Consider the following 17,904-nt stretch of genomic DNA (forward strand, 5'->3'; position numbering starts at 1 on the left):
ACTTGGGACGCACCCTCCGACCCCCACCTTTGACGTCATCAGGGCGGACACACCAACCGCCCAGGACGTCCCAGATGGATGAGCGGCGGAGGAAGCAATGTCGGAGAACCCCACCACCACCCGTACCACCGACACCGACAGCCTGATCTCGGCGAACCTGCCGCTGGTCGGCCACGTGGTCCGGGAGATGCTGGCCCGGGTTCCCGCGCACGTCCGCCGCGACGAGCTGTTCTCCGCCGGTTCCGAGGCGCTCGTCGCCGCCGCGCACGCTTACGACGCGGGCCGCGGCGTCCCCTTCCCCGCTTACGCCGCCGTCCGCGTCCGCGGCGCGCTGCTCGACGAGCTGCGCGGGCAGGACTGGGCGAGCCGCTCGGTGCGCGGCAAGGTCCGCAAGCTCGAGAGCGCCCGCGACGCCTTCGTCGCCCAGCACGGCCGGGTGCCCACCGACGCCGAGCTCGCCGCGGCGCTGGAGACCGACGTGCGCACCGTGGTGTCCATTCGCGACGACGTGCAGCGCTCCTTCGTGGTGAGCCTGCAGTCGGTCGTCTCCGAGGGCCCCGAGGCCAGCGAGATGGTCATCCCCGACGACCGCGCCACCCCCGAGGACCTCATCGTCGAGCGCGAGCGCGTCGGCTACCTGCGCGACGCGGTCGAGGTGCTGCCGGAGCGGCTGCGCGTGGTCGTCGAGGAGTACTACTTCAACAACCGGCCGATGGCCGAGATCGCCGAGCGGCTCGGGGTCACCGAGTCGCGGGTCTCGCAGCTGCGCGCCGAGGCCACCGCGCTGCTGCGCGAGGGCATCAACTCCCAGCTCGACCCCGAGCGCGTGTCCTCCGGCGACAAGCCGGACGGTTGCGCCGCCCGCCGCCGCGCCTCTTACTACGCCGCCGTCGCGGCGCAGGGCACCCTGCGCACCCGCCTGGCCAAGACCACCGCGCAGGGCGTCCCCGTGGACATGTCCGCGTAGTCGAGGCCGGTCCACCCCTCTCGCCACCCCACTCCCGGCCCCGCGGCTGCACGACCTGTCTCGCCCGGCCTCGCCGGGGCCCGCTCCACCCCCGTTCTCCCGCCGACCACCACGCCACCCACCCGGCTCCGCCGCGGTGGAACCGCAGGTGGACAGCGGAAAGCAAGATCCAGCAAGAACAAACCAAAAATCTTCCCGCCGGAACTCAGGTCCGGGCCGGGAGCGCCGAATAACTCGGTGCCTGCCCACGGAAGGGCGGGGATAGGGACTCTCTTCAAGGAGGAAACATCATGAGTCTGCGCATCAACTCCAACATCGCTGCCATGAACGCGTACCGCAACCTGTCGGTCAACGACAAGCAGATGCAGGGCTCGCTGGAGAAGCTCTCGTCTGGCCTGCGGATCAACCGCGCCGCGGACGACGCCGCGGGCATGTCGATCGCCCAGGGCCTCCAGGCCCAGATCGGCGGCCTCAAGGTCGCGACCCGCAACGCCCAGGACGGCGTCAACGTCGTTCAGACCGCCGATGGCGCCCTGAACGAGTCGGCCGAGATCCTGCAGCGCATGCGTGATCTGGCTGTCCAGTCCGCCAACGGCGGGTCGCAGGACACCAACGCCCAGGCGGCGGCTCAGACCGAGTTCGGCCAGCTGCAGTCCGAGCTGGACCGGATCGCGAAGACCACCTCCTTCGGCGGCCAGAAGCTGCTGGCCGTTGGCACCGCTGGCGGTACCGCTTACACCGGTTCCTTCCAGGTCGGCGCCAACAACACCACCGACGACCGCATCGACGTCTCGCTCAACGCGTCGGTGTTCGGTGCCGCCGGTACCAAGGCCAGCAACACCCTCTCGGGTACCTTCAGCGCGGCCCTCGACACCGAGACCATCACCGCCTCCATCGGTGGTAACGGTGCCACGGTCACCCTGAACAGCCCGTCCAGCCTGGACGACGTTGTCAACCAGCTCAACGGCAACGCCTCCTTCAGCGCCTCGTTCGTCGCCACCAAGGCGGGCGCGGACCTGAAGATCTCGTCCAAGGTCGCCCAGTCCGAGACCATCACCGTCTCCTCGTCGGCTGCTGGTCTGACCGCGGGCACCGCGGTCGCGGGCACCACCGGCTCCACCGCCACCGGCTTCGACAGCGCTGGCCTGGGTGTCGGCACCGCCGTGTCGCTGAGCAACACCACCAACTCGCGCAACGCGATCGACGCGGTGGACGCGGCGATCAAGAACCTGTCGACCGCCCGCAGCCAGCTGGGTGCGTACCAGAACCGGTTCGAGCACACCATCAACAACATCAACGTCCAGGTGGAGAACCTCTCCGCGTCCAAGTCGGCGATCACCGACACCGACATGGCGCAGGAGATGGTCAAGTTCACCCGGTCGCAGATCCTGTCCCAGGCGGGCACCGCGATGCTCGCCCAGGCGAACCAGGCTCCGCAGAGCGTTCTGCAGCTCCTGCGTGGCTGAGTGAACACGGCCCGGGCACTGATCAGCCAGATCAGTGCCCGGGCTTTTCTCATGCCCGGCCCCGTCGGGCCGATGTAGTGGTTGACCCCGGACGAAGAAGAAGGCCCCTCACATGACAAGTGTCGACGGACTCGTCACCGGCCTGGACACCACCTCGATCATCTCCCAGTTGATGAGCCTCGAGGCGGCGCCGCAGACCCGCCTCAAGGGCAAGGTGAGCGACCAGCAGAAGCTCACCACCGCCTACCAGGCCATCAACGCCAGGATGCTGGCCGTGCAGAACGCGGCCAAAGACCTGGCGGCCTCGACCACGTGGACCGCCGTCAAGGCCACCGCGTCGTCCTCGGCGGTCTCGGTCGCCGCCTCGACCACGGCCCTGCCCGGCACCGCGACCTTCGACGTCACCTCGCTGGCGACCACGCACGTGCTGACCTCCGCCGTGCCCGGCAACGGCACGCCCGCCGCGGGTGCCTCGCTCGACCTGGTCTTCGCCGACAAGACCGTGAACGTCCCGGTCACCACCAACACCCCGCAGGGTGTCGCCGACGCCATCAACGGCGCCAACGCCGGTGTGCGCGCGACCGTGCTGACCACGACCACCGGGCAGGTGCTGCAGTTCTCCGCGACCGGCACCGGCGCGGCGAAGTCGTTCAGCGTCTCCGGGCTCACCAACGCGACCGCGGTCATGACGCAGGGCGCGGACGGCATCATCACCGTCGGGAACCCGAACGCGGGCGGCTACAAGCTCTCCAGCGCGGACAACACCTTCACCGGCCTGATCCCCGGTGTGACGGTGACCGCGGCCAAGGTCGAGTCGGGTGTCACCGTGTCGACGACCGCCGACCAGGGCAAGGCGGCCGACGCCACCCAGTCGCTGGTCACCGCGGTGAACTCGGCGCTGTCGCTGATCGACGGCTACACCGCCTACAACGCCACCACCAAGACCGCCGGGGTGCTGGCGGGCAACCCGATGGTGCGCAGCCTGCGCGAGCAGCTGCTCACCTCGGTCAGCAGCGGCGTCCCGAACGGGACCTTCAGCACCTCCGGTGTGTCACTCGACCGCACGGGCGCGCTGAAGTTCGACCGCACCGCGTTCCTGGCGGCGGCGGGCAAGGACCCGGCCGCGGTGAAGGCCCAGATCGGCACGACGCTGACCGGCCGCTACACCGAGGTGGCCGACGGGGTCACCAACAGCACCACCGGCAAGCTCACCCTGGTCATCCAGAACGGTGACGCCTACGTGCGCAAGCTCAACGACCAGATCACCGACTGGGACGGCAGGCTGGCGGCCAAGAAGGTCGCCCTGCAACGGCAGTACACGAACCTGGAAACCGCGCTGGGCAAGCTGAAGGACCAGTCGAGCTGGCTCTCCAGCCAGCTCGCTGGCCTGAGCTCGTAGCCGAGGAGAACCCTGATGTCGAGCCCCGCACTGCGTCAGCGCTACCTCGCCGACTCGGTCACCACCGCCACCCCCGGCCGCCTGCTCGTGATGCTCTACGACCGGCTGTGCCTGGACCTCTCGCGCGGCGCCGAGGCGTTGGACGCCGCCGACCGCGAGACCGCGTCCGGCCTGCTGCTGCACGCCCAGGACATCCTGTTGGAACTGCAGGGTTCGCTGCGCCAAGAGGCCTGGGACGGCGGCAAGGAACTGGCCGGGCTGTACGCGTACCTGCTCGCCGAGCTGATGCGCGCCAACCTCAAGCAGGACGCCGCCACGGTGCGCGCCGCGCTCGCGGTGGTCGAGCCGCTGCGCGACGCCTGGCGGGAGGCTGTCGAGGCCCTCCCGGCGGCGAACGGTCCGATGTGAGCGACACGGCTGGCGCCTGGAACCTGGCCTGGGCCACGGCGCTCGACCGGCTGGAGTCCGACGTGGCCTCAGCCGAGGCACTGCTGACCGAGGAGCACATGCTCCGCGAGCTGCCGAAGTTCGACCCGTGGACCCCGCCTGCCGGGTTGGGCCCGCTGCCGCTGGACATGCGCCCGCGCGCCGACGCGGTGCTGCGCAGGCAGTTGGAGGTGGCCACCAAGCTGGCCGCGGCGATGTCGGGTGCCGCGATGCACTCGCTGGTGGTGGGCAAGATGGTCGAGGACCGCCGCGACCCGGCCCGCCCCAGCTACGTGGACGTGGCGATGTAACCCGCACCACCACGCCAGTGCACTGTGGACGGTCAGACCGCGATACCAGCAGTACCAGCACCACCGGCACCACCGGCAGTACCAGCGCCACCAGCGATACCAGCAGTACCGGCACGACCCGGGCGCCACCAGAGCGCCCGCCCCAGCCCGCCGTTGACACCGTCAACCGCGTGAGACGACCGCGCCCGCGCCCACCCCCTCCCAGGGGCGCGGGCGCGGTCCTGTGTAGACACTCCGCCGGTAGACACTCCGCCGGGTCCGGCCGGGCACCGCCCCTGGTCCCCAGCGGACCCGCCGCGGCGTCCCACCCCGCGCGGGCACCCGATCTCCGCGTGATCGCGGTCACGTTCGGCCAAGATCGGTCGACCATGGCGTTGAGCAGGGCGTTCGCGCCCCCGGCAAGCGCACCCGAGTGGCAACCGAGGCACAGCCCAGTGACCACTCCCGCGGCTCATAGTTCATCTCACGGAGCCGAAGAAGCGCCTGAGCACGGAACGCTCAGATGTACCCGCCACGGATCGGCGACCAACCGGCATGAAGGAGCACCGGTCGTGTTCGACGATCTGACCACACAGGCCGTGCGGGCCTCATTGGACGGTCTGGCGATGCGCCAGCGGGTCCAGGCGAACAACATCGCCAACATCGAGACGCCCCACTTCAAGGCCAAGAAGGTCGAGTTCGAGACCGCGCTCGCCCAGGCGATCTCCAGTGGCGACGGTGCCACCGGCGTCCGGGCCTCGGTGTCGACCTCCCGGTTGGCCGCCCGCCAGGACGGCAACAACGTCAACCTCGACGAGGAGACGCTGGGCTCCACCGAGACCGGGCTGCGCTACCAGCTGATGCTGCGCGCCATGGACGACCGCTACGGGCTGGTCTCCACCGTGCTGAAGGGTGTGCGCTGAGCATGTTCAACATCATCGACACGGCCGCGAGCGGCGTCTCGGTCCACCGCAAGTGGCTCGACGCGGTCGCCGACAACATGGCCAACATCAACAACGTCGCCTCGACCAGCGGCTCCGCCTTCCAGGAGCGCTTCGTGGTGGCCAAGGAACTCCCGACGCACAACGGCACCGTGGTCTCGCAGGTGCTCTCCGGGGACAAGACCGGCCGGATGGTCTACGAGCCCACCCACCCGCTGGCCGACGCGGGCGGCTACGTCCGCTACCCGGACATCGACCTGAGTGAGCAGATGGGCTACCTGATCATGGCCCAGCGCGGTTACCAGGCCAACATCGCCGCCGTCGAGCGGGCCACCTCGGCCTACCAGGCCGCCCTACAGTTGGGGAAGAACGCGTGAGCAGCCCGATCAGCGCGATCACGTCCGCGATCGCACCGCCCGCCGTCGTCGCCCCGATCTCGGTCGGCGAGACCTCCGGCGCGAACTCCGCCTCCGGCGTCAGCTTCGGCGCCATGATCGGCCAGGCGCTGCAGAACGGCCAGCAGGTCCAGGACCGCGCGGCCGACCTCGCCGTCAAGGCAGCCACCGGCTCCGACATCGACGTGCACAACTACCTCGCCGCGGCCACCGAGGCCAACCTGACCACGCAGCTGACGGTCCAGGTCCGCAACAAGGCCGTTGAGGCCTTCCAGGAGATCATGAGGCTGCAGGCGTGAACCAGGACCGGATCATGGTGTTGCTGCGCAGGGTTGTCGACGGTTTCAAGGCCTTCTCGCTGGGCCAGAAGATCGTCGTGGTGGCGGGTGTTCTCGTCGCGGCTATCGGGATCTGGGCCTACTTCACGTTCTTCGCGGCGACCTCGAACTACTCGCCGCTGTTCTCCAACCTCGCCGCCAAGGACGCCTCGGCCATCGTCGACGAGCTCGACGCGAGCTCGATCCCCTACGAGCTCGCCGACAGCGGCACCACGATCATGGTGCCCGCCGACCAGCTGTACTCGCTGCGGCTGAAGATGGCCTCCGCGGGCCTGCCCGCCTCCGAGGACACCGGCTACTCGCTGCTGGACCAGCAGGGCGTCACCACCTCGGAGTTCATGCAGCAGGTCACCTACCAGCGCGCGCTGGAGGGTGAGCTCACCAAGACCATCAAGTCGATCGACGGGGTCACCGCCGCCTCGGTGCACCTGGCCATCCCCACCAAGGACGTCTTCTCCGACGACGCGAGCAAGCCGACCGCCTCGGTCATGGTCGCCACCTCGGGCAGCAAGAAGCTGGGCTCCGAGCAGGTGCAGACCATCGTGCACCTGGTCGCCTCCGCCGTGGAGGGCATGGACCCCGACAACGTGACCGTGGCCGGGTCCGACGGCACCGTGCTCGCCGCCCCCGGCGCCGGTGACACCGGGTCCACCAGCACCCGCCAGCAGGAGACCGCCGCCTACGAGCAGCGCCTCTCCAGCTCGCTGCAGTCGCTGCTGACCCAGGTCGTCGGCCCCAACCACGCGGTCGTCAAGGTCACCGCCGACCTGGACTTCGACACCTCGGAGACCAAGAGCCAGACCTACACCAAGTCCGACGCACCGGCGCTGAAGGAAAGCACCACCGACGAGACCTACACCGGCACCGGCGCGGGCGCCGCGGGCGCCAACGGCGGGGTCCTCGGCCAGACCAACGGCACCGAGGGCGACACCACCAGCACCGGTACCGGCACCACCGACGGCAACGGCACCTACTCGCAGCAGAAGGCCGTGCGCGACAACGCGGTCAACTCGGTCATCGAGACCAGGCAGAACGCCCCCGGGCAGGTCCGCAAGCTCGGTGTCGCGGTGCTGCTGGACGAGACCACGCTGGCCAACGCCGACCTGGCGCAGATCCGGGAACTGGCCGCCTCCGCGGTCAGCCTGGACGCCACCCGCGGCGACACCCTCGCGGTCAGCTCGATGAAGTTCAACACCGCCGCCGCCGACGCCGCGCAGCAGGAACTGGCCGCGCAGGGCGCCGACGCCGCCAAGGCCGAGCAGCTGGGCCTGATCAAGCAGGGCGCCGTGGCGCTCGCGGTGCTGGTGCTGCTGCTGGTGACCTGGTTCGCCTCCCGCCGCCGCCGCAAGCGCAACCGGGTGCTGCAGGCCGCCGAGCTGCAGCGGCTCGACGAGATCAAGGCCGAGCTGGAGCGCACCAGGGCCGTGGCCCTGGAGGCCGCCGAGGAGAAGGCCCGCCTGGAGTCCTCGGCCGGTGAGCTCACCGCGATCGGCGGCGGCACCGGCGGCGACGTCGACGGCGCGCAGGAACGCAAGCTCAAGGAGATCGAGGCGCTCGTCGACGAGCAGCCCGACGAGGTGGCCAGGCTGCTGCGCGGCTGGCTCGCGACGAAGGGGGCCTGACCACCATGTCCGACATCGCCAACACCCCCGAGGGCCTGCGCAAGGCAGCGGTGCTGCTGCTGCAGATGGGCAAGGACGGCTCGGCCAAGGTCCTGTCGAAGCTGCGCGAAGCCGAGGTGGAGATGCTCTCCGCCGAGGTCGCCCGGCTCGGCGCGGTCGACGCCACCTACACCAAGACCGTGCTCGACGAGTTCCACGCGATGGCCAAGGCGCGCAAGCACGTGGCGCACGGCGGCATGGACTACGCCCGCGAGCTGCTGATCGAGACCCTGGGCCACGACCGCGCCGACGAGATCGTCGGGCGCATCGGGGCCACCATGGTCGACGTCCCGTTCCGGTTCCTGCAGCGCGCCGAGCCGCGCCAGGTGCTCTCCTTCGTGCAGGACGAGCACCCGCAGACGGTGGCGCTGGTGCTGGCGCACATGCCAGCCAACCTGGCCTCCGCGGTGCTCTCCGGGCTGGCCCCGGAGCGGCAGAGCGAGGTCGCGCTGCGGGTGGCGACCATGGGCCGCACCTCCCCGGAGATCGTGCGCAAGCTGGAGAACCAGCTCGAGCGCAAGCTCTCCTCGCTGCTGCAGCCCTCGGACGTGTCGACCATCGGCGGCGTCGGTCCGCTGGTGGACATCATCAACCGCTCCGACCGGGCCACCGAGCGCTCCATCCTCGACGGCCTGGCCAAGCGCTCGCCCGAGCTGGCCGACGAGATCCGCAGCCAGATGTTCATGTTCGAGGACCTGGTCGGCATCGAGGACAAGTCGCTGCAGCTGGTGCTGCGCAACGTGTCCCCGGCCGACCTGGCCACCGCGCTCAAGGGTGTGCGCGAGGACGTGCGCGACAAGGTGCTGCGCAACCTGTCCGAGCGCGCCGCGGAGAGCCTGGTCGAGGAGATCGAGGTGCTCGGCTCGATCCGCCTGCGGGTCGTCGAAGAGGCCCAGGCCAAGATCATCGGCGAGATCCGCACGCTCGAGGAGTCCGGTCAGATCGTGCTGCGGCGGGGGGATGACGATGAGTTCGTCGCCTGAGCGGATCGGGACCGTGGTGCGCGGCGGGGACGCCGCCGTGCCGTTCCAGATCGGCGTCACCTCCGGCAACCAGAGCGGCCGCGCCGGTGCGCACGCCGAGGGCTACGCCACCGGCTGGGCGCAGGGCATGCGCGAGGCCCGGGAGGCCACCTCGGCCGCCCGCGGCCGCGCCCAGGGCGAGCTGGAGCGGCTGCTGGCCGAGCGCGCCCAGCGCACCGACTTCGCCGTGTCGGCCGTGGACACCGCGGCCAGGCAGGTGCTGGCCACCACGGTGCGCCGCGCCGAGGACCTGGCCGAGGACGTCCTGGCCGCCGCGGTCGAGTTGGCCGAGGCGATGCTGGGTACCCAGCTGTCGGTCGCGGTGACCGACAGCGCGCGGGCCGGGCTGGCCCGAGCGGTGGGCGCGCTGCCCGCGACCGCCGCGGTGACCGTGCGGGTCAACCCGCTCGACCTCACCGAGCTGACCGCGGACGGCGACCCCACCCCCGGCAGGCAGGTCACCCTGGTGGCCGACCCGGCCGTGGCCAGGGGCGACGCGATCGCGCTGACCTCCGTCACCACCGTTGACGCAACCCTGGGCGCGGCACTGGCCCGGATCCGAGCGGAGCTGGCCCCGTGACCCTGACCATCGACCACCCCGTGTTCGGCGCGCGGTTCGCCTCGCTGCTGCCCGCGGCCAAGCCCACCCGCACCGGTGTCGTCGTCGGCGTCGTCGGCCTGGCGGTCACCGTGTCGGGCATCGTCGCCCGCATCGGCGACCTGGTCCAGATCGGCCCCGCCGAGCAGCCGCTGCTCGCCGAGGTCGTCGCGCTCGACCACGAGCGGGTGGTGTGCCTGCCGCTGGGCCCGCTCGGCGGCGTCGGCATCGGCAGCCCGGTCGTCAACACCGGCGGTCCGCTGCGCATCGCCGTCGGCGAGGAGCTGCGCGGGCGGGTGCTCGACGGCCTGGGCAGGCCGATGGACGGCGGTCCGCCGCTGGTCGGGCTGAGCCGGGTGTCGGTGGACATGGCGCCGCCCTCGGCGATGGAGCGCTCGCTGATCAGCGAGCCGCTGCAGCTGGGCGTGCGCGCGCTGGACACCATGGTCCCCTGTGGACACGGGCAGCGGATCGGCATCTTCGCGGGCTCCGGTGTCGGCAAGTCCAGCCTGCTGTCGATGATCACCCGCGGCACCCAGGCGGAGATCACCGTGATCGCGCTGATCGGCGAGCGCGGCCGCGAGGTGCGCGAGTTCCTGGAGAACGACCTGGGCCCCGAGGGCCTGGCCCGCTCGGTGGTCATCGTGGCGACCTCCGACCAGCCGCCGCTGGTGCGCCTGCGCGCCGGGTTCGTGGCGACCCGCATCGCCGAGTTCTACCGCGACACCGGCAAGAACGTGCTGCTGATGATGGACAGCCTCACCCGCATCGCCATGGCGCAGCGCGAGGTCGGCCTGTCCGCGGGCGAGCCGCCCGCGACCCGGGGCTTCCCGCCGTCGGTGTTCGCGCTGCTGCCCACCCTGCTCGAGCGCGCCGGGCCCGCCCCGGTCGGCGGCATCACCGGGCTCTACACCGTGCTGGTGGAGGGCGACGACCACAACGAGCCGATCGCCGACGCGGCCAGGTCCATCCTGGACGGTCACGTGGTGCTCGACCGCAAGCTGGCCACCGCGGGGCACTTCCCCAGCATCGAGGTGCTGGAGTCGGTGTCGCGGGTCACCGGGGCCATCACCACCCCGGCGCAGCGGGCCGACTCGGCGACGCTGCGCAGGCTGCTGGCCGCCCAGCGCGACGTGCGCGAGCTGGTGGAGATCGGCGCCTACGTGCCGGGCACCAACCCCGACGCCGACCGCGCGCTGGCGCTGCGCGGGGAGATCACCGCGTTCCTGCGGCAGAGCATCGACGACCAGGTCCCCGCCGAGGCGGCGTGGCAGCACTTGGCTCAGCTGCTGCACGGGACTGCCGATGGTGGGGGGCAGTGATGACGATCCGCACCAAGTTGGCCGCCGTGCTGCGCGCGCGCCGGGCCCAGGAGGACATCGCCAAGAGCGCGGTGACCCGGGCCAACGCGCGCCTGGCCGAGGCCGGTGAGCGCGCCGAGTCGCGCGCCGAGTCACTGCGCGCCTGGTCGGGCCCGCGCGACGGCGACTCGGCCAGCTACGTGGCCGCGATCGCCGCGGGCCGGGCCCTGGCCGTGGCGCTGAGCGAGGCCCGCGCGCACGAGCGCGCCGCCCGCTCGGAGACCGAGACCGAGACCGGCGCGCTGCGCGAGGCGGCCATGCGCCGCCGCGGTGTGGAGAAGCTCGTCGAACGGGTGAGTGAGCAGGAACGGCTGGCCGATCTCGCGGCCGAGCAGCGGGTGGCCGACGAGGTGGCCGGGACGCGACGCGGTGACGCACGAGACGGGCTGGGAGACGACAAGCGATGAGCGGTATCCAGGCGATCATGTCGAGGATGGCGGAGATCGACGCCCTCCTGCCGAGCAAGACCACCCAGGTGGACACCACCGCCGGCACCGACTTCGCCTCCGCGTTGACCGACGCCCTCGGCGACGCGAGCACCGGCACGGCCACCGGGGCCGACGCCGTCACCGCGGCGCAGAAGTACATCGGCGTCCCCTACGTGTGGGGCGGCACCAACCCCGCGACCGGCCTGGACTGCTCCGGGCTGGTGCAGCAGGTCTACGGCGACCTGGGGGTCGACCTGCCCCGGGTCAGCCGCGACCAGGCCAAGGTCGGCACCCCGGTCGCGTCCCTGGAGCAGGCCAAGCCCGGTGACCTGGTGGCCTTCGGCTCGCCGGTGCACCACATCGGCATCTACATCGGCGACGGCAAGATGATCCACGCGCCCGAGGCGGGCCAGGACGTCAAGGTCGGCAAGGTCTACGAGACGCCGACCGCGATCCGCCGGGTGCTGCCGGAGACCTCGACCGGCGGCACCACCGCCCTGTCGGGGCTGTCCGGCGCGGACTCGCTCACCGCGCTCACCGGCAAGTACGGCGTCTCCAGCGGCGGTTCCTCGGTGTACTCGTCGCTGTTCGCCCAGGCGACGCAGAAGTACGGCCTGCCGAGCGGGCTGCTGTCCGCGGTCGCCAAGCAGGAGTCCAACTACAACCCGAACGCGGTCAGCGGCGCGGGCGCGCAGGGCCTGATGCAGATCATGCCCGCCACCGCCAAGGGCCTCGGCGTCGACGCGATGAACCCGACGCAGGCCGTCGACGGCGCGGCCCGGCTGCTCAAGAGCCACATGGAGACCTTCGGGTCGGTCCCGCTGGCGCTGGCCGCCTACAACGCGGGCCCGGGCGCGGTGCGCAAGTACGACGGCATCCCGCCGTACAACGAGACCCAGAACTACGTCAAGAAGATCATGGCGAACCTCAACGCGGGAGTCGCGGCATGACCATCCCCGGTATGAGCCCGGCGCTGACCAGGCCCACCACCGCTGCCACCGGCAGCACCGCCGAGGGGACCGGCGACAAGACGACCACTTCGAACGCCCCCGCCTTCGCCGACCTCCTCCAGGCGATCGCGACCGCGCCCGCGGTCACCCCCGCCGTGGTGGCGCAGGCCGACCCGAACGCGACCGAGCAGGTGTCCCTGCTGAGCGCGCTCGTCACCGGGATCGGCGGGTCCACTGAGGACCCCGCCGCCCAGGACGCCACCACCCAGAACGACGCCGCCGAGCTGGCCGCCGACCTCATGTCCGGCCTCGTGGTGCCGACTCTCGGTCTACCCCTCGCCGCGAGCCAGCAGACGGGCACCAACTCCACCGCGCAAGCACCGGCCACCCGCACCACGGCCGACCCGATCGTCCCGATCGCGCCCCAGGCCGCGGCTACCGCGCCGGGCCAGCAGACTCCCGCCGCCGCGGCGACCCAGCCCGCCGCGGCGGCGGTGTCGACCGGGACCACCGAGATCGTGGTCCCTCCGGCGGTCACCGGGTCCACTGTGCCCACTCTGTCCACTGCGACCGCTGCGACCGCTGCGACCGCTGCGACCGCTGCGACCGAGGTGCCCACCGGAACCGTCCCCGAGTCGCCCGCTGCCGCCCTCGGCGCGACGCCTGGGGCCACGGCGCCGGGGGCCACCGCCCAGGCGGGCAGCGAGGCGCTCAGCGCCACGCAGGCCCCGGTCGCGGCGGCCACGGGTGCGGATCAGGTGCTGAGCGGCAGCGAGACGGGTGCCCCCCTGCAGGCGGGGCGCGCGGCGGCCGACAACTCCGACGTGGACAACGTGACCACCCTGTCGGCCACCGCGCCGAACACCGACACCGCGACCGTGCGGGCCGAGGCCCAGCCCGGCAGCGCGGTCGAGGTCGCGCTGCCCACCCAGAGCTCCCCCACCCAGAACGCCGCGGGCAAGGCCACCTCGGCCGACACCCAGGTGAGCGCCCCCCAGGGGTCGGGCACCGCGACGGTGAAGGGCGAGAAGGCAGCCAGCGAGGACAAGTCCGACCGCGACGACAAGCCCGGTGCCGACCAGCAGGCGGTCCCGGGTGTCGACCCGGCCGCTGGCGAGGCCCAGCAACTGTCGCTTGTGGACACCACAATAACCGCGACGGCCGCGCAGGCCGCGCCGGGCACCGCGGAGCAGCCGGTCACCCCGACCGCCGCGCCGCTGTCCGGTGTGGACTTCACCGCGATCCGCGCGCAGACCGTCGACGCCCCCGCGGCGCAGACCCCGACCGCGCCGGTGCACGTGCAGAACGCGCACCAGCTGGCCAGCGAGCTCAGTCCGCTGCACGGCCACAACGGCGAGCACACGCTCACCGTGCACCTGCACCCGGTCGACCTCGGCCCGGTCAGCCTCACCGCGCGCATCCAGGGCGGGGACATCCACCTCGACCTGGGCAGCGCGACCGAGGCCGGTCGCGAGGCGCTGCGCGCCGCGCTGCCCGAGCTGCGCCGCGAACTGGAGCGCGCCGGGTTCACCTCCTGCCTGGTCGGTGACGGCGCCTTCGCGGGCACCGGCGCCGGTTCGGGTGAGCAGTGGGCGCAGCGCGCCCAGTGGGACCAGTGGACCGCGGCGGCGAGCAGCCGCGGCGAGGTCCAGGCCGCGCCCACCCACCAGACCACCGGCCCAGCCGCGCCCGCGCGTTCCGCGGGTGTGCTCGACCTGCACGCCTAGGAGCGAGGAGACGCATGACCACCCCCATCTCGGGCACGTCCACCCAGACGACCGGTACCACCGCGACCGGCGCCGCCAAGACCACGGGCAACCCGCTCACCGGGCTGGACTCGCAGGCGTTCCTCAAGCTCCTCGTGGCGCAGTTGCGCTACCAGGACCCGAGCAGCCCGACCGACGCGACCGCGTTCATGACCCAGACCGCGACGCTGACCCAGGTGGAGAAGCTCACCGCGCTGGCCGACTCGCAGTCGAGCCTGCTCACCTCCACGGTGAGCGCGCAGGCCAGCGCCCTGGTCGGCAAGGCCGTCAGCTACAAGACCAAGGTGGACGGCGAGACCCTCACCGGGACCGTCAGCGCCGCCACCTTCGGCGCCAGCCCCACGGTGCGCATCGGCAACGCCGACGTCCCGCTGTCGCTGGTCACCGGTCAGCGCACCGTCTGACCCCCGAGTACCCCACACACCGCTAGCACCTCAGTCGAACACGAACAGAAGGCTGGAAACCACATGTTGCGTTCCCTCTTCGCGGGCATCAGCGGCCTGCGCAGCCACCAGACCATGATGGACGTCACCGGCAACAACATCGCCAACGTGAACACCAGCGGGTTCAAGAGCTCGGCGGTGGTTTTCGAGGACGCGCTCAGCCAGAGCATCCGCACCGCCGCGGCGGCGGGCGCCAACACCGCCGCGCAGAACCCCGCGCAGGTCGGTCTCGGTGTCAAGACCGCGGGCACCAGCGTGAACTTCACCCAGGGCAACAGCCAGCTGACCAACCGCACCGGCGACATGCTCATCCAGGGTGACGGCTTCTTCGTCATCGACAACGCGGGCCAGCAGGCCTACACCCGGGCTGGCTCGATGGCCTCCGACGCCCAGGGCCGCCTCACCTCCGCCGACGGCGGCCTGGTGCAGGGCTGGATGGGCACCGCGGGTGTCATCGACCAGACCCAGCCGATCGGCGCGCTGACCATCGACTCCACCACCTACGCCAGCTACTCGCTGTCCCCGGACGGCACCCTGGTCGGCATCCTGGCCTCCAACGGCCAGCAGCAGAACATCGGTCGCATCGCGATCGCGAAGTTCTCCAACGTCACCGGTCTGGAGAAGATCGGCGGCTCGCTCTACCGCGCCACCGCGAACTCCGGTGCCGCCCAGGTGAACGCGCCGGGCAGCAACGGCATGGGCGTGCTGGTCTCCGGCGCGCTGGAGATGTCCAACGTGGACCTCGCCCAGGAGCTGACCAACCTGATCATCGCCCAGCGCGGTTTCCAGGCCAACTCGAAGATCATCAGCACCTCCGACGAACTGCTGCAGGACCTGATGAACCTCAAGCGCTAGGCGACCGGTGGCGGGCGGTTCACCTCAACCGGGTGAGCCGCCTGCCGATGGTTGAACCAACGGGGTCCACGGAGGGGCCCAACACCGGCACCCCAAGGACGGACGCTGTGATACTGCTGAATCGGCTCAACGGCCAACCCTTCGCGCTCAACCCGGACCTGCTCGAGCGGGCCGAGTCCACCCCGGACACGGTCATCACCCTGGTCAACGGGGCCAAGTACGTGGTGGCCCAGTCGCTCGACGAGCTGGCGGCGCTGGTGCGCGAGCACCGCGCGGAGATCCTCGGCCAGGCTCAAGACGCCGCCGACCGCGGTCACCGGCCGGTTCCCACCCTCGTCGACACCGGCGAGGCCACCCTGCTGCACCTGCCGGAAAGGGGCATCTGATGGATCCGGCAAGTCTGGCGGGCATGGGACTCGCCCTGGTGGCCATCGTCGTCTCCATGATCATGGAGGGTGGCGACCCCATGTCGATCATCCTCCTGCCGCCGATCATCCTGGTCTTCCTCGGCACCTTCGGCGTCGCCATGGCCAGCGGCATGATGAAGGACGCCGTCGGCGTCATCGGCCTGATGAAGCGCGCCATGCTCTCGCCCAAGATCGAGGGCGGCGCCGTCATCGACGTCGTGGTCAAGCTCGCCGACCGCGCCCGCCGCGAGGGCCTGCTTGCCCTGGAGGACGAGGCGAAGAAGGTCGAGGACCCGTTCCTGCGCAAGGGGCTCGAGCTGGCCATCGACGGCACCGACTCCGACGAGGTGCGCGAGATCCTCGAGGCGGAGATCGACACCAAGCGCAAGCACGACAAGGTCGGCGCCAAGATCTTCACCGACATGGGCGGCTTCGCGCCGACCATCGGCATCATCGGCACCGTGCTCGGCCTGGTGCACGTGCTGGAGAACCTGGCCGACCCCAGCCAGCTGGGCCACCTGATCGCGGGCGCCTTCGTGGCGACGCTGTTCGGCGTGATGACGGCCAACGTGTTCTGGCTGCCGATGGCCAACCGGCTCAAGCGCATCAGCGAGCTCGAGTGCGAGCAGATGATGCTGGCCCTGGAGGGCGTGCTGGCCATCCAGGCCGGGTCCAACCCGCGCCTGGTCGCCCGCAAGCTGCGCAGCCTCGTGCCCGCCAGCGCCGAGCAGGACAAGGCAGCCTGATGTCGGGCAAGCGCAAGCACCGCGGCGGCCACGAAGAGGAGCACGAGAACCACGAGCGCTGGCTGCTCACCTACGCCGACATGATCACACTGCTGATGGTGCTGTTCATCGTCATGTTCGCGATGTCCACAGTGGACGCGAAGAAGTTCGACCAGCTCAAGGAGAGCCTGGCAGGCGCCTTCGGCGGCAGCCAGTCGCTGGTGGTCGGTGGTGCCTCGGGCAGCCCGGACACCTCGGGGGTCAGCCCGGACAAGATCGACCTGCAGTCCGCCGCCGGCGGCGAGGGCGCCGACGTCACCACGCTGAGCAAGCAGGAGGCGGAGAAGGCGGTCCAGCAGTCCGACCGGGCCAAGGCCGCGGCCGACCTGGAGAAGGCCCGCCAGGAGGTCGCCAAGCTGCGCGAGGCGCAGAAGCAGATGACCGAGCTGCTGGCGAAGGCGGGGCTCGCCGACGCGGTGCAGTTCACCATCGACCAGCGCGGCCTGGTCGTCACGATCATCACCAGCTCGGTGGTGTTCGGCGGCGACAGCGCTGAACTGCTGCCGCAGGGCAAGGAGGTCCTCGACGCGATCGCGCCGTCGCTGACCGCCCTGCCCAACCACCTGGAGGTCGGCGGGCACACCAACCAGCTGCCGGTGCCGACGAAGAACTACCCGAGCTCGTGGGAGCTGTCCACGGCCCGCGCCTCGAGCGTGGTCCGCTACCTGCTCGGGCACGGCCTGCCCTCGTCGCGGATGACCGCGGCGGGCTACGCCGACACCAAACCGCTGTACGCGCCGAGCGACCCGCTCTCGGTGACCCGCAACCGCCGGGTCGAGGTGGTCGTGCTGTCCGACCAGAGCGCCGAGGTCAAGGCACTGCTGCCGACCGCGGCGACCGAACACTGATCCGGAGGGAGGAACCCATGGGCAAGACCGAGAAGAAGACCGACGAGACCGACGCGCCGGAGAAGAAGGGCAACAAGAAGCTGCTGCTGATCCTGGTGCTCGTGGTGCTGCTGGGCGGGGGTGGTGGGGCGTACTTCTTCCTGTTCCGCTCCAGCGAGCCCGCTCCCCCGGAGCCGGGCGAGGTGCTGGTGCTCGACGCGGTCACGATGAACCTGACCGACGGGCACTACCTGAAGCTCAAGATGGCGCTGCAGGCCACCGCCGAGGTGACCGAGAAGCTCGACGGCAGCAAGGCGCTGGACCTGGCGGTCGCCCAGTTCAGCAACAAGACCGTGGCCGAGCTCTCCAGCAACGAGGCGCGCGAGGAGCAGAAGAAGCAGCTCAAGGAGAAGATCGGCAAGGCTTACGACGAGGAAGTGATGGACATCTACCTCACCGAGTTCGTCATGCAGTAGGGGTTCGCCCCAGCAGAACGCCCCTTCGCGGGGACGCGCCGTCCGATCGGGACCGACCCAGCCCCGGTCCCGATCGGACCGGCAACCGCAACCGATCGGATGA

At 71.0% G+C, this 17,904-nt stretch carries 21 protein-coding genes; all 21 read left to right on the plus strand.

What is annotated here, in order from left to right; all coding sequences use genetic code 11:
• Positions 1 to 97: 97 nt before the first annotated feature.
• The 21 genes from LV75_RS07915 to LV75_RS08015 all read left to right on the plus strand — a co-directional run bounded on the left by LV75_RS07915 (position 98) and on the right by LV75_RS08015 (position 17,801).
• Positions 98 to 967 carry a sigma-70 family RNA polymerase sigma factor gene (locus LV75_RS07915; RefSeq protein ID WP_253886136.1) on the plus strand — a complete coding sequence of 290 codons (870 nt, stop codon included), beginning with the start codon at positions 98 to 100 and terminating at the stop codon, positions 965 to 967.
• A 290-nt stretch (positions 968 to 1,257) separates the two neighbouring features.
• Positions 1,258 to 2,433 carry a flagellin N-terminal helical domain-containing protein gene (locus LV75_RS07920; RefSeq protein WP_204451630.1) on the plus strand — a complete coding sequence of 392 codons (1,176 nt, stop codon included), beginning with the start codon at positions 1,258 to 1,260 and terminating at the stop codon, positions 2,431 to 2,433.
• Between the two features lie 112 nt (positions 2,434 to 2,545).
• Complete coding sequence (fliD, locus tag LV75_RS07925; protein ID WP_253886137.1) at positions 2,546 to 3,832, plus strand: flagellar filament capping protein FliD; 1,287 nt, start codon at positions 2,546 to 2,548, stop codon at positions 3,830 to 3,832.
• Positions 3,833 to 3,847: 15 nt separating this feature from the next.
• Positions 3,848 to 4,240 carry a flagellar export chaperone FliS gene (gene fliS / locus LV75_RS07930; RefSeq protein WP_253886138.1) on the plus strand — a complete coding sequence of 131 codons (393 nt, stop codon included), beginning with the start codon at positions 3,848 to 3,850 and terminating at the stop codon, positions 4,238 to 4,240.
• Entirely contained in the window at positions 4,237 to 4,569 is a 333-nt protein-coding gene (locus LV75_RS07935; RefSeq protein WP_253886139.1) for a hypothetical protein, read from the plus strand. Before fliS ends, LV75_RS07935 begins: the two co-directional genes overlap by 4 nt.
• Before the next feature lie 551 nt (positions 4,570 to 5,120).
• Complete coding sequence (locus LV75_RS07940; protein WP_253886140.1) at positions 5,121 to 5,471, plus strand: flagellar basal body rod protein FlgB; 351 nt, start codon at positions 5,121 to 5,123, stop codon at positions 5,469 to 5,471.
• 2 nt (positions 5,472 to 5,473) lie between these two features.
• A complete protein-coding gene (locus LV75_RS07945; RefSeq protein WP_253886141.1) occupies positions 5,474 to 5,866 on the plus strand; it encodes a flagellar basal body rod protein FlgC in 393 nt (130 codons plus the stop codon).
• A complete protein-coding gene (gene fliE / locus LV75_RS07950; RefSeq protein ID WP_253886142.1) occupies positions 5,863 to 6,183 on the plus strand; it encodes a flagellar hook-basal body complex protein FliE in 321 nt (106 codons plus the stop codon). The genes LV75_RS07945 and fliE overlap by 4 nt, the downstream gene beginning before the upstream one ends.
• Positions 6,180 to 7,844, plus strand: coding sequence for a flagellar basal-body MS-ring/collar protein FliF (gene fliF / locus LV75_RS07955; RefSeq protein ID WP_253886143.1), 1,665 nt, complete (start codon positions 6,180 to 6,182; stop codon positions 7,842 to 7,844). Before fliE ends, fliF begins: the two co-directional genes overlap by 4 nt.
• A gap of 5 nt (positions 7,845 to 7,849) precedes the next feature.
• The gene (gene fliG, locus LV75_RS07960) at positions 7,850 to 8,866 is read left to right on the plus strand and encodes a flagellar motor switch protein FliG (protein ID WP_253886144.1); all 1,017 of its coding nucleotides are present in this window, start codon (positions 7,850 to 7,852) and stop codon (positions 8,864 to 8,866) included.
• Positions 8,850 to 9,485: a FliH/SctL family protein gene (locus LV75_RS07965; protein WP_253886145.1), complete on the plus strand. Its 636-nt coding sequence runs from the start codon at positions 8,850 to 8,852 to the stop codon at positions 9,483 to 9,485. Before fliG ends, LV75_RS07965 begins: the two co-directional genes overlap by 17 nt.
• Complete coding sequence (locus LV75_RS07970; protein ID WP_253886146.1) at positions 9,482 to 10,825, plus strand: FliI/YscN family ATPase; 1,344 nt, start codon at positions 9,482 to 9,484, stop codon at positions 10,823 to 10,825. Before LV75_RS07965 ends, LV75_RS07970 begins: the two co-directional genes overlap by 4 nt.
• On the plus strand, positions 10,825 to 11,271 hold the full coding sequence (locus LV75_RS07975) for a flagellar FliJ family protein (RefSeq protein WP_253886147.1): 447 nt from the start codon (positions 10,825 to 10,827) through the stop codon (positions 11,269 to 11,271). The genes LV75_RS07970 and LV75_RS07975 overlap by 1 nt, the downstream gene beginning before the upstream one ends.
• Complete coding sequence (locus tag LV75_RS07980) at positions 11,268 to 12,242, plus strand: transglycosylase SLT domain-containing protein (protein ID WP_253886148.1); 975 nt, start codon at positions 11,268 to 11,270, stop codon at positions 12,240 to 12,242. The genes LV75_RS07975 and LV75_RS07980 overlap by 4 nt, the downstream gene beginning before the upstream one ends.
• On the plus strand, positions 12,239 to 13,969 hold the full coding sequence (locus LV75_RS07985; RefSeq protein WP_253886149.1) for a flagellar hook-length control protein FliK: 1,731 nt from the start codon (positions 12,239 to 12,241) through the stop codon (positions 13,967 to 13,969). Before LV75_RS07980 ends, LV75_RS07985 begins: the two co-directional genes overlap by 4 nt.
• 14 nt (positions 13,970 to 13,983) lie before the next feature.
• Complete coding sequence (locus tag LV75_RS07990) at positions 13,984 to 14,412, plus strand: flagellar hook assembly protein FlgD (RefSeq protein ID WP_253886150.1); 429 nt, start codon at positions 13,984 to 13,986, stop codon at positions 14,410 to 14,412.
• A 63-nt stretch (positions 14,413 to 14,475) separates the two neighbouring features.
• Positions 14,476 to 15,306, plus strand: a complete 831-nt coding sequence (locus LV75_RS07995; RefSeq protein WP_092784044.1) for a flagellar hook-basal body complex protein — start codon at positions 14,476 to 14,478, stop codon at positions 15,304 to 15,306.
• Between the two features lie 107 nt (positions 15,307 to 15,413).
• Positions 15,414 to 15,692 carry a flagellar FlbD family protein gene (locus tag LV75_RS08000; RefSeq protein WP_253886151.1) on the plus strand — a complete coding sequence of 93 codons (279 nt, stop codon included), beginning with the start codon at positions 15,414 to 15,416 and terminating at the stop codon, positions 15,690 to 15,692.
• A complete protein-coding gene (locus LV75_RS08005) occupies positions 15,692 to 16,459 on the plus strand; it encodes a flagellar motor protein (protein ID WP_253886152.1) in 768 nt (255 codons plus the stop codon). The genes LV75_RS08000 and LV75_RS08005 overlap by 1 nt, the downstream gene beginning before the upstream one ends.
• A complete protein-coding gene (locus LV75_RS08010; protein ID WP_253886153.1) occupies positions 16,459 to 17,346 on the plus strand; it encodes an OmpA/MotB family protein in 888 nt (295 codons plus the stop codon). The genes LV75_RS08005 and LV75_RS08010 overlap by 1 nt, the downstream gene beginning before the upstream one ends.
• A gap of 17 nt (positions 17,347 to 17,363) precedes the next feature.
• Positions 17,364 to 17,801, plus strand: a complete 438-nt coding sequence (locus tag LV75_RS08015) for a flagellar basal body-associated FliL family protein (RefSeq protein WP_253886154.1) — start codon at positions 17,364 to 17,366, stop codon at positions 17,799 to 17,801.
• Positions 17,802 to 17,904 lie beyond the last annotated feature (103 nt).

The sequence above is a fragment of the Actinokineospora diospyrosa genome, assembly GCF_024171925.1.
GTDB classification, from domain to species: domain Bacteria; phylum Actinomycetota; class Actinomycetes; order Mycobacteriales; family Pseudonocardiaceae; genus Actinokineospora; species Actinokineospora diospyrosa.